The following is a 23,374-nucleotide window of genomic DNA, read 5'->3' on the forward strand; positions in this document are numbered from 1 at the left end:
GAAAGTCCCTGCCGAAGCAGCCGCTCCCGCCGCTGCCCGCCGTGACCACGGCCGCGCCACGACACGGCCGCGCCGCCCCGACGAAGACGGGAACGACCATGCACGCTCAGCCGATTCCTGCACCCCTGCCCCCGCCCGATTCCTCCCTGCACCGCCGGCCCGAGCCCGCGGGACCGGCCAGGCGCCCCGTGTCCTCCTGGCGCCGGGATCTGCGCACCTCGGTGACTGTCTCCCTAGTAGCGCTCCCCCTCTCCCTGGGGATCGCGCTCGCCTCGGGTGCACCGCTCCAGGCAGGCCTTGTAGCGGTGGCCGTGGGGGCCGTGGTCTCCGCCGTGCTCGGCGGGGGGCCGCCCCTGGCGGGCGGCGCCGCCACCGGGCTGGTGGTGGTGACCGCGGAGCTGGTCCAGCGCTACGGCTGGCGGGTCACCTGTGCGATCACGGCGCTGGCCGGCCTGGCCCAACTCGCCCTCGGTGCAGCCAGGGTGGGCCGCCTGATGCTGGCAGCCGGCCCGGCGGTCGTACACGGTCTGCTCGCCGGGGTCGGTGCGGCCATCGCGTTCGGGCAGGTGCCCGCCCTCCTGGGCGGCAGCCCAGGAGGGCCGTTCCCGGAGAGCCTCGGCACCCTTCCCCCGCAGTTGGCGCACCCCCGGCCGGAAGCGCTGCTGATCGGCGCCCTCACCGTGGCCGTGGCGGTCTCCTGGGGCCGGATCCCGGGGCGGACCGGGCGGTGGCTGCACAGGATCCCCGCCCCCTTCGCGGCCCTGGCCGTGGCAACCGCGGCCGGCGCCGCCACCGCCGCGCCCCGAGTCTCCTTCTCCCCGTGGGAGTTGCAGGCGCCGACGACTCTCCCCGGCGGTCCGGTCCTGGGAGTCTTCGCGGCCGTTCTGACGGTCGCTCTGGTCGCCGGTATGGAGTCCCTGCCCGCCGTGATGGACCTGCGCCGGAGCCGGGCCGAACAGCCCGCCGGGCAAGGGCGGGAGCGCGCGGACGGAACCGCCGACGGGCCGGACCGCGAGATGGCCGGGCAGGGTCTCGCCACACTGGTGTCCGGATTGCTGGGCGGACTGCCCGTCGCCCGCGGCACACGACCGGCACCGGGCGAAGGCACGGCCGTGCCGATCGACACCGCCACGTCACGTATCCCACACGGAGTTTGGGTCCCGGTGTGCGCGGGGGCTCTGGTGCTGGCGGTTGCACTGCAGTTGGTTCCGCTGGTCGCCCTGTCCTCCCTGGTTCTGGTGGCCGGGGTGCGGATGGCCGTGTCCGCCCACCGCGGGCTGATGCCGCACGGATGGAGGGAGTTCGCCATGTACGGGGCCACGTTCGGTTCCGTCACAATGCTCGGTGTGCTCCAGGGGCTCGCGGTGGGGCTGGGCGTCACGGTGCTTCTCTCGCTGGGCCGGATCTCGCGGCTCGCCCGCGCCAAGGCCTACGAGGCCATCCGCGCCGGCTCCGGGCGCGCGTCCGGTGCCGCGGCCACCGGCGCCGCCGCTTCCGGGGCGCCCGTCGACTCCCACGTCTGCCACCCCTGGACGCCGTGGCGCAACCACCACTGCACCCACCCCCGCACCACGGCCGGACCGCCCGAGCCGGTCGGCGGGCGGCAACTCCTGGGAGGCGTCAGCGCGTTCCAGCGGAACACCGCGCCACGGGTGCGTGACGAGCTGGCACGCCTCGCCCGCGAGGGGCAGTGCCCCGGGCACCTCTTCCTCACCTGCGCCGACTCCCGGCTGGTGACCAGCATGATCACATCGAGCGGTCCCGGCGATCTGTTCACGGTGCGCAACGTGGGGAACCTGATGCCGCCGCCGGGCAACGACGGCACCTGTGACTCGGTCGGGGCGGCCGTGGAGTACGCCGTCGACGTGCTCCGGGTCGGCACCATCACGGTGTGCGGACACTCCGGCTGCGGAGCGATGCAGGCGCTGCTCAACTCCGCCGCCCCTCCCGGTCCGCAGCCGGGATCCGCGATGGAGAGCTCGCTCGGCCGGTGGCTGCGGCACGGGCGGCCGAGCCTGGCCCGTATGCAGCGCATCGGCCGGCTGGGCCGCGGGGAGGTCGCGCTGGACGACCGGCCCGTGGCCGACGACGGGGAGCGGCTCGCCCTCGTCAATGTGATGCAGCAGCTCGACCACCTGATGGCGCACGCCTGTGTCGCCCGGCGCGTGGCCGAGGGTTCGCTCCATCTGCAGGGCATGTACTTCGATGTCGCCCGGGCCCAGGCCTATGTGCTGGATCAGCGGTCACACACCTTCAGCGCCGTCCGGCCGGAGGTCCTCGATGCCGTCTGACCCCTCTGACCTCGGCTTCCCCACGATCGGCCACCCGAATAGAGGTCTAAACCAGTTTTTGCCAACACCCCTTGTCAGGGTGTGCCCCGGGCTGATGAGCTATGGGACGGGACGCAACGGGCCCCCTGGAAAAGGGAGATGTCGTGAGCAACGAAAGCCTGGCCAACCTTCTGAAGGAGGAGCGCCGCTTTGCACCGCCTGCCGGTCTGGCCGCGGAGGCCAATGTCACCGCCCAGGCGTACGAGCGGGCGAAGGCGGACCGGCTGGGCTTCTGGGCCGAGCAGGCCCGGCGACTGAGCTGGGAGACCGAGCCGACGGAGACGCTGGACTGGTCGAACCCGCCGTTCGCGAAGTGGTTCGCCGACGGCAGGCTCAACGTCGCGTACAACTGCGTCGACCGGCACGTGGAGAACGGCCTGGGCGAGCGGGTGGCCCTGTACTTCGAGGGCGAGCCGGGCGACACCCGTGCGATCACCTATGCCGAGCTGCAGCGCGAGGTCTCCAAGGCCGCCAACGCGCTGACCGAGCTGGGTGTCCGGGCGGGCGACCGGGTCGCGATCTACCTGCCGATGATCCCGGAGGCGGTCGTCTCGATGCTGGCCTGTGCCCGCATCGGCGCCCCGCACTCCCTGGTCTTCGGCGGTTTCTCCGCCGACGCGCTGGCGACCCGCATCGTCGATGCCGACGCCCGCGTCGTCATCACCGCCGACGGTGGCTACCGGCGCGGCAAGGCCTCCCCGCTGAAGCCCGCCGTCGACGAGGCCCTGACCCGGCCGGGCACGGAGAACGTCCGCAGCGTGCTCGTCGTCCGCCGCACCGGCCAGGAGGACCTCGCCTGGGCCGAGGGCCGCGACGTCTGGTGGCACGACCTGGTCGAGCGCCAGTCCGATCAGCACACGCCCGAGGCCTTCGACGCCGAGCACCCGCTGTTCATCCTCTACACCTCGGGGACCACGGGTAAGCCCAAGGGGATCCTGCACACCTCCGGCGGCTACCTCACCCAGATCTCGTACACGCACCACGCCGTCTTCGACCTCAAGCCGGAGTCCGACGTCTTCTGGTGCACGGCCGACGTCGGCTGGGTGACGGGCCACTCGTACATCGTCTACGGCCCGTTGAGCAACGGCGCGACGGAGGTGCTCTACGAGGGCACCCCGGACTCCCCGCACCAGGGCCGCTGGTGGGAGATCGTCCAGAAGTACGGCGTCACCGTCCTCTACACCGCGCCGACCGCCATTCGCGCCGCCATGAAGTGGGGCGACGACATTCCGGCGAAGTTCGACCTGTCCAGCCTGCGCATCCTGGGCTCGGTCGGCGAGCCCATCAACCCCGAGGCCTGGGTCTGGTACCGCAAGCACATCGGCGCCGACCGGACGCCCGTCGTGGACACCTGGTGGCAGACCGAGACCGGCGGCATCATGATCAGCCCGCTGCCCGGGGTCACCGAGACCAAGCCCGGCTCCGCGCAGGTGCCGCTGCCCGGCATCGCCGCCACCGTCGTGGACGACGAGGCCCGTGAGGTCCCCGACGGCCACGGCGGCTACCTCGTGCTCACCGAGCCGTGGCCCTCGATGCTCCGCACCATCTGGGGCGACGACCAGCGGTACCGCGACACCTACTGGTCGCGCTTCGAAGGGCGTTACTTCGCGGGCGACGGCGCCAAGAAGGACGAGGACGGCGACATCTGGCTGCTCGGCCGCGTCGACGACGTGATGCTGGTCTCCGGCCACAACATTTCCACCACCGAGGTCGAGTCGGCGCTCGTCTCGCACCCCAAGGTCGCCGAGGCAGCGGTCGTCGGCGCCACCGACCCGCAGACCACCCAGGCGATCTGTGCCTTCGTCATCCTGCGCAGCGGCGTCGCGAGCGAGGACGAGCAGGGTCTGGCCGAGGAGCTGCGGGCGCACGTCGCCAAGCAGCTGGGCCCGATCGCCAAGCCCAAGCGGATCCTGCCGGTGGCCGAGCTGCCCAAGACCCGCTCCGGCAAGATCATGCGCCGGCTGCTGCGCGACGTGGCCGAAAACCGCACTCTCGGCGACGTCACCACGCTGACCGACTCCTCGGTCATGGACCTCATCCAGGCCAAGCTCCCGTCGGCCTCCGGCAACGAGGACTGACGCACGGACCGCAGCAAGGACTGACTGCTCAGAGGCCCTGTTCCGACCCACCGGTCATGAGAGGCACCCGGCATCCCGCCGGGTGCCTCTCACTCTTTCGGGTTAGGGTAAGTACTGGTCGCGTAAAAATCGCGACAAGAATCAGGGGCGCGCCGGGAAGTCTGGTCGGCACACAGCACACGTGTACCCACGTGTTTCAGTCGACCCCCAGGAGGTCCACCGCCGTGGCCGCGCCCAAGAACCGCCGTTCCGTCTTCCTCGGCAGGCTGCCCCTGCCCGAACGGAACTATCTGGCAGAAGCACTGCGCACCGAGACCGTCGGCGGCGTGCTGCTGCTGGTGGCGGCCGTCGCGGCACTGATCTGGGCGAACACCCCACTGCGGGAGAGTTATGAGGCGGTCCGGTCCTTCCACCTGGGCCCCGGCTCCCTCGGGCTGAATCTCTCCGTCCAGCACTGGGCGGCCGACGGCCTGCTGGCGGTCTTCTTCTTCGTCGCCGGCATCGAGCTCAAGCGCGAGCTGGTCGCCGGTGAGCTGCGCGATCCCAAGGCCGCCCTGCTGCCCGTGGTCGCCGCGATCTGCGGCATGGCGGCGCCGGCGATCGTCTACTTCACGGTCGCGAAGAGCGGCGGCGGTTCCCTGGGCGGCTGGGCCGTGCCCACCGCCACCGACATCGCCTTCGCCCTCGCCGTGCTGGCCGTCATCGGCACGTCCCTGCCCTCGGCGCTGCGCGCGTTCCTGCTGACGCTCGCGGTCGTCGACGACCTGTTCGCCATCCTGATCATCGCGATCTTCTTCACCCAGAAGATCAACTTTGCAGCGCTGGGCTTCGCCGTGCTGGGGCTGGCCGTCTTCTGGCTGCTGCTGCGCAAGGGGGTGCGCGGCTGGTACGTCTACGTCCCGCTGGCGGTGGTCAACTGGGCGCTGATGTACAACAGCGGCGTGCACGCGACCATCGCGGGCGTCGCCATGGGCCTGATGCTGCGCTGCACCCGGCACGACGACGAGCGGCACTCCCCCGGCGAGCACATCGAGCACCTCGTGCGCCCCCTCTCGGCAGGCCTGGCCGTACCGCTGTTCGCACTCTTCTCGGCGGGCGTGGCACTGTCCGGCGGCGCACTGTCGGACGTCTTCCGGCGGCCCGAGACGCTCGGCGTCGTGCTCGGCCTGGTGCTCGGCAAGGCGATCGGCGTCTTCGGCGGCACCTGGACGGCCGCACGGTTCACCAGGGCGGAGCTGAACCCGGACCTCAAGTGGCCGGACGTGTTCGCCGTGGCCACGCTGGCCGGCATCGGCTTCACGGTGTCCCTGCTGATCGGCGAGCTCGCCTTCGCCGGCGACGACGTGCTGACGGCCGAGATCAAGGCGGCCGTGCTGGTCGGGTCCCTGACGGCGGCGGTCCTCGCCGCCACCCTGCTCAAGCTGCGCGACAACAAGTACAAGAAGCTCTGCGCCGACGAGGACCGGGACGAGGACCACGACGGCATCCCGGACATCTACGAGCAGGGCAACCCCGACTACCACCTGCGCATGGCAGCGCTCCTCGAGGCGAAGGCCGCCGAGCACCGCAGGCTGGCGCAAGTCGCCGCAGGGCGCCCCACCGGCGAGGATGGTCCGGCATGATCTGAGAGTCTTTACCTCTGCGGAACCCGCGAAAACCGGCCCGCCGTACGCACGGTGGGTAGGTACTCGCCGGATCTCCGCGGAGGACGAAGCTGATGACGATGAGGGAGCAGCCGATGAGCGCAGCCGACGACGGCGCGAACCGCAGCCTCGGCCAGCTGGTGGCGACGGCGACCACCGAGCTGTCCGCGCTGATGCACGACGAGATCGCGCTGGCCAAGGCCGAGCTGAGGGAGGACGCGCGGCGGCTGGGCATCGGCGGCGGCGCGATCGCCGCCGCGGGAGCCCTGGCGCTGTTCTCCCTGCCGGTGCTCAGCTTCGCGGCGGCGTACGGGATCCACAACCTCGGCCTGGGGCTCGCCTGGTCCTTCCTGATCACCGGCGCAGCGTTCCTGCTGATCGCCGCCGTGCTCGGGCTGCTGGCCGTGGCCAAGTTCAAGAAGATCTCGAAGCCTGAGAAGAGCATCGCCTCGGCGCGCGAGACGGCGGCGGTGCTCGGCGCCGTCAAGCCGCACCCGCGTTCTCCGGCCGACACCAGCCGGACGGACGCATCTGTGACACGCTCGTCCGTATGACGGTGCCCGACTCTCCTGCAGCGCCCGCGTCCCGCGACCCCGACAGGCCCGCCGTTCCGGGTCTCCCGTCGGCCGCCACGGCCTCCCCCGCCTCGGTCGTCCGTCCCGACGGCCCATGGACCCACCGGGAGGTCGCGGCGAACGGGGCACGGTTCCACATCGCCGAGATGGGCGAGGGGCCGCTGGTGCTGCTGTTGCACGGCTTCCCGCAGTTCTGGTGGACCTGGCGCCATCAGCTGCCCGCCCTCGCGGAGGCGGGGTTCCGTGCGGTCGCCATGGACCTGCGCGGGGTGGGCGGCAGCGACCGTACGCCCCGGGGCTACGACCCGGCGAACCTGGCCCTCGACATCACCGGGGTGATCCGCTCCCTCGGCGAGCCCGACGCCGCGCTCGTCGGCCACGACCTGGGCGGCTACCTGGCATGGACCGCGGCCGTGATGCGGCCCAAGCTGGTGCGCCGGCTCGCGGTGTCCTCGATGCCGCACCCGCGCCGCTGGCGCTCCGCGATGCTCACCGACGTCCGGCAGAGCGCGGCGGGCTCCTACGTGTGGGGGTTCCAGCGGCCGTGGCTGCCGGAGCGTCAGCTGGTCGCCGACGACGCAGCGCTGGTGGGCCGGCTGGTACGGGACTGGTCGGGGCCGCGGCTGCCGGACGACGAGGCGGTCGAGGTCTACCGACGGGCCATGTCGATCCCCTCGACGGCGCACTGCTCGATCGAGCCGTACCGCTGGATGGTGCGGTCGATGGCACGTCCGGACGGCGTCCAGTTCAACCGCCGGATGAAGCGGCCGGTGCGGGTGCCCACGCTGCACCTGCACGGATCCCTCGATCCGGTGATGCGCACGCGCAGCGCCGCGGGCTCCGGCGAGTACGTGGAGGCGCCGTACCGCTGGCGCCTCTTCGACGGGCTGGGGCACTTCCCGCACGAGGAGGATCCGGCGGCGTTCTCGTCGGAGCTCGTCAGCTGGCTGAAGGACCCGGAACCCGACCGTTAGGTGCCACCCGGCCCGGCCGACCGCTGAAGCCGCCGGACCGGGTCCGGGTCCGGCGGCCACTTGCCCGGCGCATAGGCCAATTGCCGGACCCGCAGGCGATTACCGACCTCCGGGCCCGGGCAGAGCTTTCGGTATGGGCTGGACGCACGACTACCGTGACGTGACGCAGGAGCGCAGCACCAAGGGTGATGCCGCGCTGGCTGTGACGGAGGCGCCCGAGCGGGGCGGTCACCGGCCGGAGGCCGGGCACGATCCCCGCATCGGCATCCCGCGCATCATCCACCGCCGCGCCCGCTGGGTCTCGGCGCGGCTGCGCCATCCGCGCAGCCGCTGAGCGCACCTTCCCGGTTCCGGGCAGAGCCCACCCCCGTAAGACACCCGCAGGGCCCGCGTCAGAGGGCGCAGCCCTGCGTGTCCGCTCTGCCCGTCGCCGTACGGCCGTTCACGGCGTCCTCGCGCACCTCGTCCGCGGTGAGGGCGTAGCCGGTGTCGGCGTCGTCGAGGGACTTGGCGAAGACCACTCCGTAGACCTTGCCCTCCGGAGTGAGCAGCGGGCCGCCGGAGTTGCCCTGCCGCACGGTGGCGTAGAGCGAGTAGACGTCGCGACGGACGTTGCCGCGGTGGTAGATGTCCGGACCGTTGGCCTGAACTCGGCTGCGGATGCGGGCCGAGCGCACGTCGTAGGCACCGTTCTCGGGGAAGCCGGCCACGATGGCGCTCTTGCCGCTCTCCGCGTCGGAACCGGCGAAGTGCAGGACGGGCGCGTCGAGTGACGGCACGTCGAGGACGGCGATGTCGCGCTTCCAGTCGTAGAGCACGACGCGCGCCTCGTGCAGCCTGCCCTGGCCGCCGATCTGCACGGTGGGTTCGTCCACGCCGCCGACGACATGGGCGTTGGTCATCACCCGGCCCGGCGCGAAGACGAAGCCGCTGCCCTCCAGGACCTTGCCGCAGCCGGGTGCGTTGCCGACGACCTTGACGATGCTGCGCTGGGCCTCGGCGGCGACGGGGCTGCCCGCGAGCGCCGGGTCGGGCGCGGGCACCGAGGTGATGGGCTCGGTCGAGAACGGCGCGAAGACCTGCGGGAAGCCGTTCTGCGCGAGGACGGTGCTGAAGTCCGCGAACCAGGTGTTGGCCTGCTGCGGGACCACCCGCGCGACGCCGAGCAGCACCTTGGAGCTGCGGACCTCCTTGCCCAGCGTGGGCAGGGACGTCCCGGCGAGGGCGGAGCCGATCAGCCAGGCGACCAGCAGCATGGCGACGACGTTGACGAGCGCGCCGCCCGTGGCGTCCAGGGCCCGGGCCGGGGACCAGGTGATGTGCCGGCGCAGCTTGTTGCCGAGGTGGGTGGTGGCGGCCTGGCCCACGGAGGCGCAGACGATGACGATGGCCACGGCCGCGATGGCCGCGACGCCGCCCGGAGGGGAACCGCCGGTGGCGCTGTCCCAGATCACGGGCAGGGCGTAGACCGCGGCCAGCCCGCCGCCGAGGAAACCGATCACCGAGAGCACGCCGACGACGAACCCCTGGCGGTAGCCGACGACCGCGAACCACACGGCGGCGAGCAGCAGCACGATGTCCAGCACGTTCACCGAAAAATGCCTCGCTCGGGGATGGTCGGCCGGGTCGCCGGCTTCCGGGGGTGGGGTGGCGCGGAGGTCACCGTCTCATGCCCGTCAGCCACGCCAGTCCACCGGTACCTGCCGCTCGCGGTCCCAGGGGCGCTCCCAGCCCGCGTAGTGCAGCAGCCGGTCGATCACGCCGGCGGTGAACCCCCAGACGACGGCGTCACCGACGCTGAAGACCGGGCCCTGGTGGCCGCTGGGGTGGACGGCCGTCGCGCGGTTGCGCGGGTCCGTCAGCTCGGCGACCGGGACGGTGAAGACCCGGGCCGTCTCCCGCGGGTCGACCGGCCCGACCGCGCTGGGCGCGCGCCACCAGCCGAGGACCGGCGTGACGACGAAGTCGCTGACGGGGATGTAGAGCCGGGGCAGCACGCCGAAGACCCGGACCCCGGAGGGGTCGAGGCCGGTCTCCTCCTCCGCCTCGCGCAGCGCGGCCCGCACCGGCCCGCTGCCGGCCGGATCGCCATCCTCCGGGTCGAGGGCGCCGCCGGGGAAGGACGGCTGGCCGGCGTGCGAGCGCAGGGTCCCGGCGCGCTCCAGGAGCAGCAGCTCCGGGCCCCGTTCGCCCTCGCCGAAGAGCACCAGCACGGCGGACTGCCGGCCGCCCTCCTGCGGCGGCAGGAAGCGGCTGAGCTGCTGCGGCCGGATCGTCTCGGAGACCTGTACGAGGGGATCCAGCCATTCCGGGAGCCCCTCGGTGCTCACTTCGGCTCCCGCGGTCCGGCGGACCTCCCCGCCGCAGGCGCTCGTCATGCGTTTCGCCATGTCATTCGGCTCCCAGCGGGGGCGCGGGCGGGCCCGGGAAGTCCGGCGGGGGCTTGAGCCGCTGGCCCGGACCGCCGCCCATCTCGTACTTGAGCAGCTTCCTGGCCTTCTCCGGGTCCGTCTCGCCCTCTCCGTACGCCGGGCAGAGCGGGGCGATCGGGCAGGCGCCACAGGCGGGCCTGCGCGCGTGGCACACGCGCCGGCCGTGGAAGATGACCCGGTGCGAGAGCATCGTCCACTCGCTCTTGGGGAAGAGGGCGCAGACCTCCGCCTCGACCTTCTCCGGGTCCTCCTGCTCCGTCCACTTCCAGCGCCGGACGAGCCGTCCGAAGTGCGTGTCCACGGTGACGCCAGGGACGCCGAAGGCGTTTCCCAGCACCACGTTGGCGGTCTTGCGGCCGACGCCGGGGAGGGACACCAGATCCTCCAGGCGGCCCGGCACCTCGCCGCCGAAGCGGTCGCGCAGGGCGGTGGAGAGCCCTATGAGGGACTTGGCCTTGGCGCGGAAGAAGCCCGTCGGCCGGATCAGTTGCTCCAGCGTCTCGGGGTCGGCGGCCGCCAGGTCCTCGGGCGTGGGGTAGGCGGCGAAGAGCGCGGGGGTGGTCTGGTTGACGCGCAGGTCCGTGGTCTGTGCGGAGAGGACCGTGGCGACCAGGAGCTCGAAGGGATTCCCGAAGTCCAGCTCGGGGTGGGCGTACGGATAGACCTCGGCGAGCTCGCGGTTGATCCGGCGGGCGCGGCGGACCAGCGCCGTCCGCGACTCGGGCCCCGCGGCGGGCTTCCGTTTACCCCCTGCCACACCCTTCGCGGCTTTTGCCGGGGCGCGTTCGCCCACAGCAGAATTACCGGCCGAGGTCACCCTCCCGGCCCCCTTGCCCTGTGCTCTCACCGGCGTATTGGACACCCGGCCAGACTAAAGCCCAGCACCGACATCCGCCCCGGCCGCAGGAAAACCACAGCCCAATCGGACCCCTGCCGTAGGGCTTCGTGCGACGATGCGCCACACTTGTGTTTGATCACACAGTTTTACCGACGGGCATCATGGGGACCACGGTCCCCTGTGCATGTCGACAAGGAGAGAACTCGTGGACGACGTTCTGCGGCGCGCCCCGCTCTTCGCGGCGCTCGATGACGAGCAGGCCGCTGAGCTGCGCGCCTCCATGGGCGAGGTCACCCTCGCGAGGGGCGACGCCCTGTTCCACGAAGGCGACCCGGGCGACCGCCTCTACGTGGTGACCGAGGGCAAGGTGAAGCTCCACCGCACCTCCCCCGACGGCCGCGAGAACATGCTGGCGGTCCTGGGCCCCGGCGAGCTCATCGGCGAGCTGTCCCTCTTCGACCCCGGCCCGCGCACCGCCACCGCCACCGCGCTGACCGAGGTCAAGCTGCTCGGCCTGGGCCACGGCGACCTGCAGCCCTGGCTCAACGCCCGCCCCGAGGTGGCCACCGCGCTGCTGCGTGCCGTCGCCCGCCGTCTGCGCCGCACCAACGACTCGATGTCGGACCTCGTCTTCTCGGACGTCCCCGGCCGCGTCGCCAAGGCCCTGCTCGACCTGTCGCGCCGCTTCGGCGTGCAGTCCGAGGAAGGCATCCACGTGGTGCACGACCTCACCCAGGAGGAGCTCGCGCAGCTCGTCGGCGCCTCCCGGGAGACCGTCAACAAGGCCCTCGCGGACTTCGCCGGCCGCGGCTGGCTCCGCCTGGAGGCCCGTGCCGTGATCCTGCTGGACGTGGAGCGGCTCGCCAAGCGCTCGCGCTGACCCGGCGACGGCCGGACATCGGCGCACCAGGGCCCCGTCCCGCACACGTGACGTGCGGGACGGGGCCCTGGCCATGAGGGCGCGCCGTCAATCGCCGATCAGGCCGTGCTCGTCCAGGTAGTCCAGCTGCGCCCGCACCGACAGCTCGGCCGCGGGCCACAGCGCGCGGTCGACGTCCGCGTACACGTGCGCCACGACCTCGGCGGCCGTGCGGTAGCCGTTCTCGACCGCCGTCTCGACCTGGGCCAGACGCTTGGCCCGGTGGGCCAGATAGAACTCGACGGCGCCCCGGGCGTCGTCCAGCACCGGACCGTGGCCGGGCAGCACGGTGGTCACGTCCTCGTCGACCGCGAGCGAGCGCAGCCTGCGCAGCGAGTCGACGTAGTCGCCCAGCCGCCCGTCGGGGTGCGCGACGACCGTGGTGCCGCGGCCGAGCACCGTGTCGCCCGTGAAGACCGCCCGGTCGGCGGGCAGATGGAAGCACAGCGAGTCGGCCGTGTGCCCCGGTGTGGACAGCACGTGCAGTTCCAGGCCGCCGGTCGTGATGACGTCGCCGATGCCGAGCCCCTCGCGGCCCAGGCGCAGCGCCGGGTCCAGCGCCCGGACGGCCGTCCCCGTCAGTTCGGCGAACCGGGCGGCGCCGCCCGAGTGGTCGGCGTGGCCGTGGGTGAGCAGGGTCAGGGCGATGCGCTTGCCCGCCGACTCGGCGGTGGAGACGACCGTCCGGAGGTGCGTCTCGTCCGGCGGGCCCGGGTCGATGACGACGGCGAGGTCGGAGCCGGGTTCGGAGACGATCCAGGTGTTGGTGCCGTCGAGCGTCATGGCGGACGGGTTGGGTGCGAGCACGCAGACCGCGCGCTCGGTCGCGGGGCCGCCGATGGCGCCCGGGCGCGGCCGTCCGGGGAGGTCGGTTGCGTACGTCATGCGTCGGCTCCTGAGGGTCCGGGAGGGGTGCGCCCGGCGGCGCGGTCGGGGGTCTGCTCGACGTGCCGGGTGAACTCGTCGTGCCCCGGCCAGCTCAGCACGATCTCGCCGCCCGTGAGGCGGGCACGGGCGAGCACGGGCGTGAGATCCCGCCCGGGCGCCGCCGCCAGGACCTCCGGGACGCTCGCGTACGACTGCAGGGCACGCAGGGTGGAGATGGTCGGCGGCATCATCAGCAGCTCGCCTCGGTCGTAGCCGGCGGCGGCGTCGGTGGGGGTGGTCCACACCGTGCGGTCGGCCTCCGTGGAGGCGTTGCGGGTGCGCTGGCCCTCGGGGAGCGCGGCCACGAAGAACCAGGTGTCGTAGCGGCGGGGCTCGAACTCCGGGGTGATCCAGCGCGCCCAGGCGCCGAGGAGGTCGCTGCGCAGCAGCAGCCCGCGCCGTTCGAGGAAGTCGGCGAACGACAGCTCGCGGCTGACCAGCGCGGCCCGGTCGGCCTCCCAGCCCTCGCCCGTGGTGTCCGCGACGACCGTCTCCGGTGCGGGGCCGGCCAGCAGGACGCCCGCCTCCTCGAACGTCTCGCGGACCGCGGCGCAGACGATGGCCTGGGCCTCGGCGGGCCCGGTGCCCAGCCGCTGCGCCCAGTCGGACGGGGACGGGCCCGCCCAGGGGACGTCCCGTTCGTCACGCGGGTCCACGGAGCCGCCCGGATACGCGTACGCGCCTCCGGCGAAGGCCATGGAGGCGCGTCTGCGCAGCATGTGGACGACCGGGCGGCCGTCCGCTCCGGCACGCAGCAGCAGGACGGTCGCGGCGCGGCGCGGCGCCACGGGCCGGAGCTCGCCGCGCGCGAGCGCTCTGATCCGGTCCGGCCACTCCGGCGGGTACCACTGGCCGTTCGAAGTCGACATGGCCGGATGCTATGCGCTCATGCGCGGATGTTCGAGAGGACTTCGAGCGAACAAGGTCTTGCGGAGAACAGCAGGACCGTCAGTCCTGCACCTCCACCACGATCTCGACCTCGACCGGCGCGTCCAGCGGCAGGACGGCCACGCCGACGGCCGAGCGCGCGTGCACGCCCTTCTCGCCCAGGACCTCGCCCAGCAGCTCGCTCGCACCGTTGAGCACACCCGGCTGCCCGGTGAAGTCCGGCGCGGAGGCGACGAAGCCCACGACCTTGACCACCCGGACGAGCTTGTCCAGATCGCCGATGACGGACTTCACGGCCGCCAGAGCGTTCAGCGCGCAGACGCCCGCGAGCTCCTTGGCCTGCTCGGCGCTCACCTCGGCGCCTACCTTGCCGGTCAGCGGGATCGCACCCTTGACCATGGGCAGCTGGCCGGCGGTGTACACGTACGCACCCGACCGCACGGCCGGCTGGTACGCGGCGAGCGGCGGCACGACGTCAGGAAGCGTCAGACCGAGCTCGGCAAGCCTGCCCTCGACGGCGCTCACTGCTTCGGCCGCTTCAGGTAGGCCACCAACTGCTCGGGGTTGTTCGGCCCGGGCACGACCTGGACGAGCTCCCAGCCGTCCTCGCCCCAGGTGTCCAGAATCTGCTTGGTCGCGTGCACCAGCAGCGGCACGGTCGCGTATTCCCACTTGGTCATGCGCCCGACTGTAATGCCTGCCACCGACAGCCTCGTGCGTAGCCCGCGCGGCACTTGGTTAGGCATCACACGCCGCGCTCCGAAAAGGCGTGACGACCCTCACCACTCGAACATCCCGGAGACTGCACCCTGCCGTCCCCGGGGCTGTTGCAAACGAATTAGGCTCCGATCCATGACCAGGCTCCATGTCGTCAGCGGCAAGGGCGGTACCGGCAAGACCACGGTCGCCGCAGCCCTCGCGCTTGCCCTCGCCGCCGAGGGAAAACGCACACTGCTGGTCGAAGTCGAAGGCCGGCAGGGCATCGCGCAGCTCTTCGAGACGGAGGCACTGCCCTATGAGGAGCGGAAGATCGCCGTGGCACCGGGCGGCGGCGAGGTGTACGCACTCGCCATCGACGCCGAACGGGCCCTGCTCGACTACCTCCACATGTTCTACAAGCTCGGCAGCGCCGGGCGGGCGCTGAAGAAACTCGGTGCGATCGACTTCGCCACGACGATCGCACCCGGCCTGCGGGACGTCCTGCTGACCGGCAAGGCGTGCGAGGCGGTCCGCAGGAAGGACCGTTCCGGCGCGTTCGTCTACGACCACGTCGTGATGGACGCACCGCCCACCGGACGGGTCACCCGTTTCCTCAACGTGAACGACGAAGTGGCGGGTCTGGCCCGGATCGGGCCGATCCACAACCAGGCGCAGGCCGTCATGCGCGTCCTCAAGTCGCCCGAGACGGCTGTGCACTTGGTGACGCTGCTGGAGGAGATGCCGGTCCAGGAGACGGTGGACGGCATAGCCGAGCTGCGCGCGGCGAACCTTCCGGTCGGCGGGGTCGTCGTCAACATGGTCCGGCCCGGTGTCCTGGACGAGGCCGCCGTCGAGGCCGCCGCCAACGGCCGTCGTACGGCCGTGGCGGGCGCCCTGGCGCACGCGCTGGGGCGCACGGGCTCCGGCAATGCGGCGGAGCCCCTGGTCGGTCCGCTGCTCGATCAGGCCCGCGAGCACACCGAGCGGCTCGCGCTGGAGCAGCAGGGCCGCGCGGAGATCGCCAAGCTGGACCTGCCCTCCTACGAACTCGAACTGCTCGGCGACGGCGTGGACCTGGCGGGTCTGTACCGCATGGCACGCGAACTGCGGACGCAAGGAGTCGGCCGGTGAGCCTGGATGACACGACGGTGCTCGACATCGACCCCGTTCTGGACAACCCCCGGACCCGCATCGTCGTGTGCTGCGGCTCCGGCGGCGTCGGCAAGACCACCACGGCGGCGGCGCTGGGGGTGCGGGCCGCCGAGCGCGGCCGGAAGGCCGTCGTCCTCACCATCGACCCGGCCCGCAGGCTCGCCCAGTCGATGGGCATCGAGGAACTCGACAACGTGCCGCGCCGGGTGCCCGGCATCGACACGTCGGCGGGCGGTGAACTGCACGCCATGATGCTGGACATGAAGCGGACCTTCGACGAGATCGTCGAGGCGCACGCCGACCCGGAGCGCGCCCGGGCGATCCTGGAGAACCCCTTCTACCAGTCCCTGTCGGCCGGTTTCGCCGGCACGCAGGAGTACATGGCCATGGAGAAGCTCGGCCAGCTCCGCTCGCGGGACGAGTGGGACCTGATCGTCGTGGACACCCCGCCCAGCCGCTCGGCGCTGGACTTCCTGGACGCCCCCGGGCGCCTGGGGTCGTTCCTGAACGGCAAGTTGATCAAAGTGCTGATGGCGCCGGCGAAGATCGGCGGCCGGGCCGGGATGAAGTTCCTGGGCGTCGGCATGTCGATGATGAGCGGCCCCCTGAACAAATTGATGGGTGCTCAACTCCTCCGCGACGTACAGACCTTCGTCGCTGCGATGGACACCATGTTCGGTGGCTTCCGTACCCGTGCTGATGCCACCTACCGGCTGCTGCAGGCGCCCGGCACCGCCTTCCTGGTCGTCGCCGCGCCCGAGCGGGACGCGCTGCGGGAGGCCGCCTACTTCGTCGAGCGGCTGGCCGCGGAGCGCATGCCGCTGGCCGGGCTCGTGCTGAACAGGGTGCACGGCAGCGGGGCGGCGGAACTCTCGGCGGAGCGCGCCCTGGCCGCGGCCGAGGTGCTGGCGGACGCCTCCGGCGGGGACAGCGGCCCCGGGGGGAACGGGCGAACCGGGCGGAGCGCAGCCCCCGTTGGGATCACGCGACCATCGGAATACCCAGAAAATCTTGACGGCTCCGGCATTGTGGATCGTGACAGCGGGCAAGCTGGCTCACGTACCGCTGACGACCCTGGCACCCTCGCTCCCACCGACACGTCCTCTCCCGAGAGCGGCTTCCCCCAGCCCGTGTCGCCAGGAGCACCTTCCGCATCGCCGCCCTCACCGGTGCCGGACGTCCCGACCGGCACCGCGGACGGCTCCGCTGCACGGATCGCCGCCGGGCTGCTGCGGCTGCACGCCGAGCGCATGCAGGTACTCGCCCGCGAGCGCCGCACGCGGGACCGTTTCACCGCCCTCCATCCGGAGGTGCCGGTGGCGGAAGTGGCGGCCCTGCCCGGCGATGTGCACGACCTCGTGGGGCTGCGCTCGATCGGCGAACGGCTGGCCGCACAGTCCGCGGACCACGGCACGACGGAGGGCACGGAGAGCGCGGCGGAGGGAGCCACTGCGCAGGAAGCCCAGGAAGCCGGGGAGACCGAGGACGCCGAGGGCGGCAGACGGACCGACGCCACCGGGACCGTGAACGCCACGGTCGGCACGGCCGACGGCAGTGAAGGGGCCGGCACGCCGTAGCATCGGCATGTCGTGGACGCCGGTTGTGCAGACGCCGGTATGCCGTAGCGGAGCGCATCAGCCGGGCGGGCCGCTGTGCTGCTGCAGGGCAGCGGGGCGGCTAGCCCACGGCGGCGTACTCGTCGTACTCCTCGTCGCCGAGGGGCAGGATGCCGGCGCCGCGCTCGTACTCCGTGCGGGCCGTCTCCAGGAGCCTGCGCCAGGAGGTGACGGTCGGCCTGCGCCGCAGCAGGGCCCGGCGCTCGCGCTCGGTCATCCCGCCCCACACCCCGAACTCGACGCGGTTGTCCAACGCGTCGGCCAGGCACTCCGTGCGCACCGGGCAGCCGGTGCAGACCGCCTTGGCCCTGTTCTGCGCTGCGCCCTGAACGAATAGTTCATCCGGATCGGTCGTGCGGCAGGCGGCCTGCGCACTCCAGTCGGTTACCCAGCTCATGCTGGCGCCGTCCTCTCCCGAATCGAGGCTCCCCCACGGCGGCAGCGGCATATTCACCGTTGCCAGTTGAGGACGTTACGGAAGGCGGACAGGGGGCAACACCCCCTTCGGGCCCAATCTTGAATGGCCCGAACGGACTATGCGTACGCGGCAGATCACCCAACGGAGTGAGCTGACGACATCAGCGACTTTCCCCTGCATACGAGGGCGTTTCGCCCGCCTCGCAGCGGGCAACCACCGACACAGGCGGCAATACGGACACACCTCATCACCCACAAGAGTGAGGGCGAGGGTGATGCTGGAGCGCATCGCAGTGACTGGCGTGAATCAGCGTAGGCGAACACATGGGCGTCTGTCCGCCGAATGAGAACGTAGGCTTCCCTCCATGGCTATGAAGCGCTCCGGCGGGGGTCATCCAGTGACCCGGCAGGCCGCGAAGTTCCTCGGTGTCAGCGTCCTTTCAGGAGTCGTGCTGGCAGGTCTGGCCCTTCCGGGCATCGGCGCATTCGGCCTGGTGGCCAAGGGCTCGATGGAAGGCTTCGACGAGATCCCGGCCGACCTCAAGACACCGCCCCTGAGCCAGCGCACCACCATCCTCGACGCCCAGGGCGGCGAGATCGCGAAGGTCTACTCCCGCGACCGCACCGTGGTTCCGCTGGACCAGATCTCCCCGTACATGCGCAAGGCGATCGTCGCGATCGAGGACTCGCGCTACTACGAGCACGGAGCGATCGACCCCAAGGGCGTGCTCCGCGCGATAAACAGAAACGCCCAGTCGGGCGGCGTCTCGGAGGGCGCGTCCACCCTCACCCAGCAGTACGTCAAGAACGTCTTCATCGAGGAGGCCGGCGACGACCCCGACAAGGTCGCCATGGCCACCCAGCAGACCATCGGCCGCAAGGTGAAGGAGCTCAAGTACGCGATCCAGGTGGAGAAGGAGCTCGGCAAGGACCGGATCCTCGACAACTACCTCAACATCACCTTCTTCGGGCAGCAGGCCTACGGCGTCGAGGCCGCCTCCCAGCGGTACTTCAGCAAGCACGCCAAGGACCTCGACCTCGGCGAGTCCGCGCTGCTGGCCGGCCTCGTCCAGTCGCCCAGCCGCTACAACCCCGTCCTCGCCCCGAAGGAGGCCACCAAGCGCCGGAACACCGTGCTCCAGCGCATGGCCGAACTCAAGGACATCACCCCCGCCCAGGCAGCGGAGGAGCAGGCCAAGCCGATCCGTCTGACCGTCAGCAAGCCCAAGAGCGGCTGCATCACGGCGGTCGACGGTGCGGGCTTCTTCTGCGACTACGTCCGCAACGTCTTCCTCCAGGACCCCGTCTTCGGCAAGACGAAGGAGGCCCGGGCCAAGCGCTGGAACGAGGGCGGCATGACGATCCGCACCACCCTCGACCCGCAGACCCAGAAGGCCGTCCAGAAGTCGATCACCGATCACGTCTACCAGACCGACCCGGTGGCCACCGCCGTCTCGATCGTCCAGCCCGGCACCGGCAAGGTGCTCGGCATGGGCCAGTCACGACCGTACGGCTTCGGCGAGAACCAGACGCAGATCAACTTCTCCGCCGACCACGCCATGGGCGGATCCAGCTACGGCTTCCAGACCGGTTCGACCTTCAAGCCGTTCGTCGCGGCGGCGGCCCTGGAACAGGGCACCTCGCCGTACCAGACGTACCCCTCGCCCTACCGGATGCCGTACCCGGACTCGGTGGACAAGTGCAAGGGCACCTGGGAGAACTCCGAGGGCGACATGGTCAGCAACGAGAACCGGAGCGAGGTCGGCCCGTACGGGATGCGGGAGGCGACCGCCAAGTCGGTCAACACCTACTTCATCCAGCTGATCGGTGACGTCGGCATCTGCCCGGTGACCAAGATGGCCGCCAAGATGGGCGTGAAGCCCGCCGACGGCAGCAAGATGGAGCAGGTGCCGTCCATCGCGCTCGGCACCGAGGGCATGTCCCCGCTCACCATGGCGTCCGCCTACGCGACCTTCGCCAACCACGGCACGTACTGCTCCCCCGTCCTCGTCGAGTCGGCCACCGGCCCCGACGGCAAGGCCCTCCGGGTGCCCAAGTCGCAGTGCTCACGGGCGATGTCGGAGCAGACGGCCGACACGGTCAACTCCCTGCTGAAGGGCGTGGTCGAGGACGGCACCGGCAAGGAGGCCGGGCTGGACGGCCGGGACAGCGCGGGCAAGACGGGTACGACGGACGGGCGCCGGGCCGCCTGGTTCGTGGGCTACACCCCGAACATGGCCGGTGCCGTGTGGGTCGGCGGCCCCGGCACCAAGGGCGTCGACATGGAGAACATCACCATCGGCGGCGTCTACCACGACAAGGTCTACGGCGCCGACACCCCGGGCCCGATCTGGCGGGACGCCATGAACGGCGCGCTGGACGGCCGCGACGCACCGGCCTTCGCCCCCTCCGCGGCCGACGACAGCAGCACGGGCCCCGCCACCGGCACCGGGGACGACCACTCCGGCACGGGTCAGGGCACGCACAAGCCGGGGACGGGCAAGCCCGGGACCGAGAAGCCGGGCGGCGGGTCCCACAAGCCGGGGCACAACAAGCCCGGCAGCCCCAAGCCCGACCCGCTGCCCGGACTCTCCCTCCCGCCTGGCGTGATCGGCGGCGGGACCGGCAACGAGCAGCAGCCGGGGCAGTCCGGTCAGCAGGGACAGCCGGGTCAGCAGTAGGCGGTCACGGTTGTCAGATGCACGGAAGGGGCGCCCGACCACTGGTCGGGCGCCCCTTCCGTCGTTCCGTGCTGCGACCGGGCCTCAGCCCGCGAGCAGCCGCTTGACCGCGGCGGCCACCCGGCCGCCCTCGGCGCGGCCCGCCACCTTCGCGTTCGCGAGCTTCATCACGGCGCCCATGGCCTTCGGGCCCTCGGCGCCGCCGGCCTTCGCCTCGGCCACGGCCTCCGCCACGAGCGCGGAGAGCTCCTCGTCCGACAGCTGCTTCGGCAGGTAGTCGGCGAGCACCTCGCCCTCCGCGCGCTCACGCTCGGCCTGCTCGGCGCGGCCGCCCTTCTCGAAGGCGTCGGCGGCCTCGCGGCGCTTCTTCGCCTCGCGCGTGATCACCTTCAGCACCTCGTCGTCCGAGAGCTCACGGGCCACCTTGCCTGCGGTCTCCTCGTACCCGATCGCGGAGAGGGTGAGGCGGAGCGTGGAGGAGCGCAGCTCGTCGCGCGCCTTGATGGCGGACGTGAGGTCGTCCTGAAGCCTGGACTTGAGCGTGGTCATGCCGCAATCTTCGCATCCCGCACCCCCGTGTGCTCCGTATTAACCGCCGGGCGGCACCCCGGGCGGGCCGGGAACGGCGAACTCCCTTGCGCGGACCGGCCGGTGAGCCGGTACCCGCCGCAGTCTGCGACGATGGGCCCATGCGTGCGCGATACGGAGTACCCCTGGGCATCACGGCGGTCGGCGCGGCCGGCCTCGCCTATGCAGCCGGTTTCGAAGTCCGCTCCTTCCGGCTGCGGCGGGTCACCGTGCCCGTGCTGCCGCCCGGCATGCGGCCGCTGCGGGTCCTCCAGGTCTCCGACATCCACATGGTCGGGGGCCAGCGCAAGAAGCAGCGCTGGCTGCAGTCCCTCGCCGGGCTGCGCCCCGACTTCGTGATCGACACCGGCGACAACCTCTCCGACCCCGAGGCCGTGCCCGAGACCCTCGACGCCCTCGGCCCGCTGATGCGCTTCCCCGGCGCGTACGTCTTCGGCTCCAACGACTACTACGGGCCCAAGCTGCGCAACCCTGCGCGCTACCTGATGGAGCGGGCCACCGGGCAGCACGGCCTCAACGGCAACAAGCCGGTCGTCGGCGCGATCCACAACCCCTGGGAGGACCTGCGCGACGGCTTCGACCGCGCGGGCTGGGTCAACCTCACCAACACCCGCGGCTCGCTCAAGATCGACGGCATGGAGATCGCCCTCACCGGCCTCGACGACCCGCACATCAAGCGCGACCGCTACGCCCGGGTGACCGGCGGGCCGCAGGACGACGCCGACTTCTCGATGGCCGTCGTCCACGCCCCCTATCTCCGGGTGCTCGACGCCTTCACGGCCGACCGCTACCCGCTGATCCTCGCCGGGCACACGCACGGCGGCCAGCTCTGCATCCCCTTCTACGGGGCGCTGGTCACCAACTGCGACATCGACACCGGCCGCGTGAAGGGCCTCTCCACCCACCAGGCCGGCGGCCACCGCTCCTACCTGCACGTCTCGGCGGGCTGCGGGACGAACCGCTACACCCCCGTCCGCTTCGCCTGCCCCCCCGAGGCCACCCTCCTCACCCTCGTCGCCCGCGACTGACCCCGCCCGGAGCCCTGCAGGTGAGGCCCCGGGAAACCGGATTTCACCTACGGGCTCCGGTCCGCTAAAGTAGTCCTCGTTGCTCCGGCGGCCCGGGAAACCGGGAGACGGAAGCACATCGGGGTGTAGCGCAGCTTGGCAGCGCGCTTCGTTCGGGACGAAGAGGTCGTGGGTTCAAATCCCGCCACCCCGACAGAGCAGTATCAGGTCAGGGCCGGTTTCCTTCACGGGAAACCGGCCCTGATGTGTTGTGCGGGGCTAACTGCGTGACTACCGCTTTGCATCTTCCTTGAAGATGATGTCCATCACGAAGGCTCCCGTCTGGATCACGGGTCGGGTCTGCTTCCGGTAGACCTCCGGTGACGGCCGTCCCGGAGTGGCCAACCAGTCGCGAGACTCCTTCGAGCGGGAGCCCCTGCCCGACAAGATCGAGACGAAGGACGTCCGGCAGCGGACTCATTCGGACCTGAGAACAAACAGTGAAGCGCGCTTGAGGCAACCCCTCACGAGTTCGAATCCCGTCCCCCGCCAGTGCCTCATCAGGCACGTTGTCGATGGTCCCGCTGCAAACAGTGGGGACCATCGACGTTCTTCTCAGACGTCGCTCTCCCCAGAAGCGAACCGTGCTCCTGTTTCGACGTCGTCGTAGCGCACCCGGACATCCTGAATGCCGAGTGCGCGCATCAAGTCCGGAAGCCGGACCACGTACCGTCGCCCGGTCCTGCGCACCCGGCAGGGAAAGTCACCGTTCCTCACCCGCCGGTAGGCAGTGCTCGGGCTCAGGCTCAGAGCCTCCGCGGCCATGCGCAATCCGACCTCGGCGGGGAGTCCGAACATCGCCGAGAAGGACACTGACTCGTCACGCCGGTGCTTCATCATCCGGCCTCCTCAGCTCGAACAGGCAAGGCTGCTGACTCGGCTCCGTCGGCTTGTGATGGAATCCGGCACGCGGTTGGCCTTGTCGGGACCGGCGCTGTCGGCGGACAGTGCGCACGTGTGCCAGGAGACCCATGCGATACGCGAGCGCACCCAGTCGTTCGCCCTGCGCCCGCTGGGCGAGTGCACCGGACATCGCACCGACGTGCACAACCTCGTCCAGAGCGAAGGTCAGTGAATCGGGCACGACCGTCTCCGGCTTCGCATCCCACTCGCCGACTCCCGTCGCCGGCGTTTCCTTGGAGCTACGCCGCCCAGTCCGCCATCCTGCGGAAAATGCCGCATCGACCAAGTGCTCCTCGATCTCGGCTGCATCCGTATTCCCGACGGTCCGAGCAGCTTCCAGCACCCCCTGCAACAGAGCGGAGCAGACATCGGCGCGCTCGGCACCCGTACGGCGGGAGAGCGCATACGACGCTCGCCGCAGGCGGGGAGCGAGCAGGAACACCGCGATCAGCGTCCAGTCGTATTCCTGCCCGGTCGCCGCTTCTTCGCGCAGGTGACCGGCGACGTGCAGCCACGCGGTGGTTCGTTCGAGGCACCCGCGCTCACTGCGGGCTGTGCGGGACATCAGATCGTCCAACGTGCGCTCCGCTCCGTCGCAGAGTGTCGTGGGACACCGGGTCGTACGCCCGCACAGCGGCGCCGAGTCG

21 protein-coding genes, 1 tRNA gene and 2 pseudogenes are annotated in these 23,374 nt (G+C 71.3%); 12 read left to right on the plus strand and 12 right to left on the minus strand.

Features of this window, described 5'->3' with window-relative positions; translation table 11 throughout:
* The first annotated feature begins 98 nt into the window (after positions 1 to 98).
* The 6 genes from ACLHRZ_RS24110 (at position 99) to ACLHRZ_RS24135 (ending at position 7,934) form a co-directional block, all read left to right on the plus strand.
* Entirely contained in the window at positions 99 to 2,291 is a 2,193-nt protein-coding gene (locus tag ACLHRZ_RS24110) for a carbonic anhydrase (protein WP_490420575.1), read from the plus strand.
* Positions 2,292 to 2,434: 143 nt separating this feature from the next.
* The gene (gene acs, locus ACLHRZ_RS24115; protein WP_490420576.1) at positions 2,435 to 4,408 is read left to right on the plus strand and encodes an acetate--CoA ligase; all 1,974 of its coding nucleotides are present in this window, start codon (positions 2,435 to 2,437) and stop codon (positions 4,406 to 4,408) included.
* 224 nt (positions 4,409 to 4,632) lie between these two features.
* Positions 4,633 to 6,030, plus strand: a complete 1,398-nt coding sequence (nhaA, locus tag ACLHRZ_RS24120) for a Na+/H+ antiporter NhaA (protein ID WP_490420577.1) — start codon at positions 4,633 to 4,635, stop codon at positions 6,028 to 6,030.
* 116 nt (positions 6,031 to 6,146) lie between these two features.
* Complete coding sequence (locus tag ACLHRZ_RS24125; RefSeq protein WP_490420578.1) at positions 6,147 to 6,605, plus strand: phage holin family protein; 459 nt, start codon at positions 6,147 to 6,149, stop codon at positions 6,603 to 6,605.
* Positions 6,602 to 7,600 carry an alpha/beta fold hydrolase gene (locus ACLHRZ_RS24130; protein WP_490420579.1) on the plus strand — a complete coding sequence of 333 codons (999 nt, stop codon included), beginning with the start codon at positions 6,602 to 6,604 and terminating at the stop codon, positions 7,598 to 7,600. Before ACLHRZ_RS24125 ends, ACLHRZ_RS24130 begins: the two co-directional genes overlap by 4 nt.
* A gap of 133 nt (positions 7,601 to 7,733) precedes the next feature.
* Positions 7,734 to 7,934 carry a hypothetical protein gene (locus ACLHRZ_RS24135; protein ID WP_336410603.1) on the plus strand — a complete coding sequence of 67 codons (201 nt, stop codon included), beginning with the start codon at positions 7,734 to 7,736 and terminating at the stop codon, positions 7,932 to 7,934.
* Positions 7,935 to 7,992: 58 nt separating this feature from the next.
* Here the strand turns inward: ACLHRZ_RS24135 and ACLHRZ_RS24140 are convergent, their stop codons facing one another.
* The 3 genes from ACLHRZ_RS24140 to nth form a co-directional block, all read right to left on the minus strand.
* Positions 7,993 to 9,192 (minus strand): MarP family serine protease, encoded by a 1,200-nt coding sequence (locus ACLHRZ_RS24140; protein ID WP_490420580.1) that lies wholly within the window; start codon positions 9,190 to 9,192, stop codon positions 7,993 to 7,995.
* An 84-nt stretch (positions 9,193 to 9,276) separates the two neighbouring features.
* Positions 9,277 to 9,978, minus strand: coding sequence for an NUDIX hydrolase (locus ACLHRZ_RS24145; RefSeq protein ID WP_490420615.1), 702 nt, complete (start codon positions 9,976 to 9,978; stop codon positions 9,277 to 9,279).
* A 13-nt stretch (positions 9,979 to 9,991) separates the two neighbouring features.
* Positions 9,992 to 10,825 (minus strand): endonuclease III, encoded by an 834-nt coding sequence (gene nth, locus ACLHRZ_RS24150; RefSeq protein WP_490420616.1) that lies wholly within the window; start codon positions 10,823 to 10,825, stop codon positions 9,992 to 9,994.
* 250 nt (positions 10,826 to 11,075) lie between these two features.
* On the opposite strand from nth, the gene ACLHRZ_RS24155 reads away from it, so the two are divergent.
* Positions 11,076 to 11,750, plus strand: coding sequence for a Crp/Fnr family transcriptional regulator (locus ACLHRZ_RS24155; protein ID WP_004939715.1), 675 nt, complete (start codon positions 11,076 to 11,078; stop codon positions 11,748 to 11,750).
* Positions 11,751 to 11,837: 87 nt separating this feature from the next.
* Here the strand turns inward: ACLHRZ_RS24155 and ACLHRZ_RS24160 are convergent, their stop codons facing one another.
* From ACLHRZ_RS24160 to sp36, 4 genes are all read right to left on the minus strand, one after another.
* Positions 11,838 to 12,674: an MBL fold metallo-hydrolase gene (locus ACLHRZ_RS24160; protein WP_490420581.1), complete on the minus strand. Its 837-nt coding sequence runs from the start codon at positions 12,672 to 12,674 to the stop codon at positions 11,838 to 11,840.
* Positions 12,671 to 13,585: an NUDIX hydrolase gene (locus ACLHRZ_RS24165; protein WP_490420582.1), complete on the minus strand. Its 915-nt coding sequence runs from the start codon at positions 13,583 to 13,585 to the stop codon at positions 12,671 to 12,673. The genes ACLHRZ_RS24160 and ACLHRZ_RS24165 overlap by 4 nt, the downstream gene beginning before the upstream one ends.
* Before the next feature lie 79 nt (positions 13,586 to 13,664).
* A complete protein-coding gene (locus ACLHRZ_RS24170; protein ID WP_490420583.1) occupies positions 13,665 to 14,129 on the minus strand; it encodes a RidA family protein in 465 nt (154 codons plus the stop codon).
* A complete protein-coding gene (gene sp36, locus ACLHRZ_RS24175; RefSeq protein ID WP_171085219.1) occupies positions 14,126 to 14,284 on the minus strand; it encodes a Sp36 family protein in 159 nt (52 codons plus the stop codon). The genes ACLHRZ_RS24170 and sp36 overlap by 4 nt, the downstream gene beginning before the upstream one ends.
* Before the next feature lie 172 nt (positions 14,285 to 14,456).
* Between sp36 and bagA the strand changes: the two genes are divergently transcribed.
* Complete coding sequence (gene bagA, locus ACLHRZ_RS24180) at positions 14,457 to 15,434, plus strand: ATPase BagA (protein WP_490420584.1); 978 nt, start codon at positions 14,457 to 14,459, stop codon at positions 15,432 to 15,434.
* Positions 15,431 to 16,846 (plus strand): annotated as a pseudogene (bagB, locus tag ACLHRZ_RS24185) (ATPase BagB); the annotation flags it as partial. The gene bagA and the pseudogene bagB, both read left to right, overlap by 4 nt.
* A gap of 286 nt (positions 16,847 to 17,132) precedes the next feature.
* Here the strand turns inward: bagB and ACLHRZ_RS24190 are convergent.
* The gene (locus ACLHRZ_RS24190) at positions 17,133 to 17,468 is read right to left on the minus strand and encodes a WhiB family transcriptional regulator (RefSeq protein ID WP_336410594.1); all 336 of its coding nucleotides are present in this window, start codon (positions 17,466 to 17,468) and stop codon (positions 17,133 to 17,135) included.
* 385 nt (positions 17,469 to 17,853) lie between these two features.
* On the opposite strand from ACLHRZ_RS24190, the gene ACLHRZ_RS24195 reads away from it, so the two are divergent.
* Positions 17,854 to 20,169 (plus strand): transglycosylase domain-containing protein, encoded by a 2,316-nt coding sequence (locus ACLHRZ_RS24195; protein WP_490420585.1) that lies wholly within the window; start codon positions 17,854 to 17,856, stop codon positions 20,167 to 20,169.
* Between the two features lie 84 nt (positions 20,170 to 20,253).
* Here the strand turns inward: ACLHRZ_RS24195 and ACLHRZ_RS24200 are convergent, their stop codons facing one another.
* The gene (locus ACLHRZ_RS24200) at positions 20,254 to 20,718 is read right to left on the minus strand and encodes a GatB/YqeY domain-containing protein (RefSeq protein WP_490420586.1); all 465 of its coding nucleotides are present in this window, start codon (positions 20,716 to 20,718) and stop codon (positions 20,254 to 20,256) included.
* Positions 20,719 to 20,858: 140 nt separating this feature from the next.
* Between ACLHRZ_RS24200 and ACLHRZ_RS24205 the strand changes: the two genes are divergently transcribed.
* Together ACLHRZ_RS24205 and ACLHRZ_RS24210 are read left to right on the plus strand one after the other, a co-directional pair.
* On the plus strand, positions 20,859 to 21,785 hold the full coding sequence (locus ACLHRZ_RS24205) for a metallophosphoesterase (protein ID WP_490420587.1): 927 nt from the start codon (positions 20,859 to 20,861) through the stop codon (positions 21,783 to 21,785).
* A 119-nt stretch (positions 21,786 to 21,904) separates the two neighbouring features.
* Positions 21,905 to 21,978 (plus strand) — tRNA-Pro (locus tag ACLHRZ_RS24210).
* A 77-nt stretch (positions 21,979 to 22,055) separates the two neighbouring features.
* Here the strand turns inward: ACLHRZ_RS24210 and ACLHRZ_RS24215 are convergent.
* The 3 genes and pseudogenes from ACLHRZ_RS24215 to ACLHRZ_RS24225 form a co-directional block, all read right to left on the minus strand.
* Positions 22,056 to 22,232 (minus strand): annotated as a pseudogene (locus ACLHRZ_RS24215) (site-specific integrase); the annotation flags it as partial.
* 147 nt (positions 22,233 to 22,379) lie between these two features.
* Positions 22,380 to 22,664 carry a helix-turn-helix transcriptional regulator gene (locus ACLHRZ_RS24220; RefSeq protein WP_490420588.1) on the minus strand — a complete coding sequence of 95 codons (285 nt, stop codon included), beginning with the start codon at positions 22,662 to 22,664 and terminating at the stop codon, positions 22,380 to 22,382.
* Positions 22,645 to 23,304: a hypothetical protein gene (locus tag ACLHRZ_RS24225; protein WP_490420589.1), complete on the minus strand. Its 660-nt coding sequence runs from the start codon at positions 23,302 to 23,304 to the stop codon at positions 22,645 to 22,647. Before ACLHRZ_RS24225 ends, ACLHRZ_RS24220 begins: the two co-directional genes overlap by 20 nt.
* Between the last annotated feature and the right edge of the window lie 70 nt (positions 23,305 to 23,374).

The sequence above is a fragment of the Streptomyces sp. AM25 genome, assembly GCF_058146165.1.

Bases quoted from the DNA above. Each gene is read 5' to 3' on its own strand.
- ACLHRZ_RS24110 (WP_490420575.1), top strand. From the start codon at position 99: ATGCACGCTCAGCCGATTCCTGCACCCCTGCCCCCGCCCGATTCCTCC.
- ACLHRZ_RS24125 (WP_490420578.1), top strand. From the start codon at position 6,147: ATGAGCGCAGCCGACGACGGCGCGAACCGCAGCCTCGGCCAGCTGGTG.
- ACLHRZ_RS24130 (WP_490420579.1), top strand. From the start codon at position 6,602: ATGACGGTGCCCGACTCTCCTGCAGCGCCCGCGTCCCGCGACCCCGAC.
- ACLHRZ_RS24135 (WP_336410603.1), top strand. From the start codon at position 7,734: ATGGGCTGGACGCACGACTACCGTGACGTGACGCAGGAGCGCAGCACC.
- ACLHRZ_RS24145 (WP_490420615.1), bottom strand. From the start codon at position 9,978: ATGACGAGCGCCTGCGGCGGGGAGGTCCGCCGGACCGCGGGAGCCGAA.
- ACLHRZ_RS24160 (WP_490420581.1), bottom strand. From the start codon at position 12,674: ATGACGTACGCAACCGACCTCCCCGGACGGCCGCGCCCGGGCGCCATC.
- ACLHRZ_RS24165 (WP_490420582.1), bottom strand. From the start codon at position 13,585: ATGTCGACTTCGAACGGCCAGTGGTACCCGCCGGAGTGGCCGGACCGG.
- sp36 (WP_171085219.1), bottom strand. From the start codon at position 14,284: ATGACCAAGTGGGAATACGCGACCGTGCCGCTGCTGGTGCACGCGACC.
- bagA (WP_490420584.1), top strand. From the start codon at position 14,457: ATGACCAGGCTCCATGTCGTCAGCGGCAAGGGCGGTACCGGCAAGACC.
- ACLHRZ_RS24190 (WP_336410594.1), bottom strand. From the start codon at position 17,468: ATGAGCTGGGTAACCGACTGGAGTGCGCAGGCCGCCTGCCGCACGACC.
- ACLHRZ_RS24195 (WP_490420585.1), top strand. From the start codon at position 17,854: ATGGCTATGAAGCGCTCCGGCGGGGGTCATCCAGTGACCCGGCAGGCC.
- ACLHRZ_RS24200 (WP_490420586.1), bottom strand. From the start codon at position 20,718: ATGACCACGCTCAAGTCCAGGCTTCAGGACGACCTCACGTCCGCCATC.
- ACLHRZ_RS24205 (WP_490420587.1), top strand. From the start codon at position 20,859: ATGCGTGCGCGATACGGAGTACCCCTGGGCATCACGGCGGTCGGCGCG.
- ACLHRZ_RS24220 (WP_490420588.1), bottom strand. From the start codon at position 22,664: ATGATGAAGCACCGGCGTGACGAGTCAGTGTCCTTCTCGGCGATGTTC.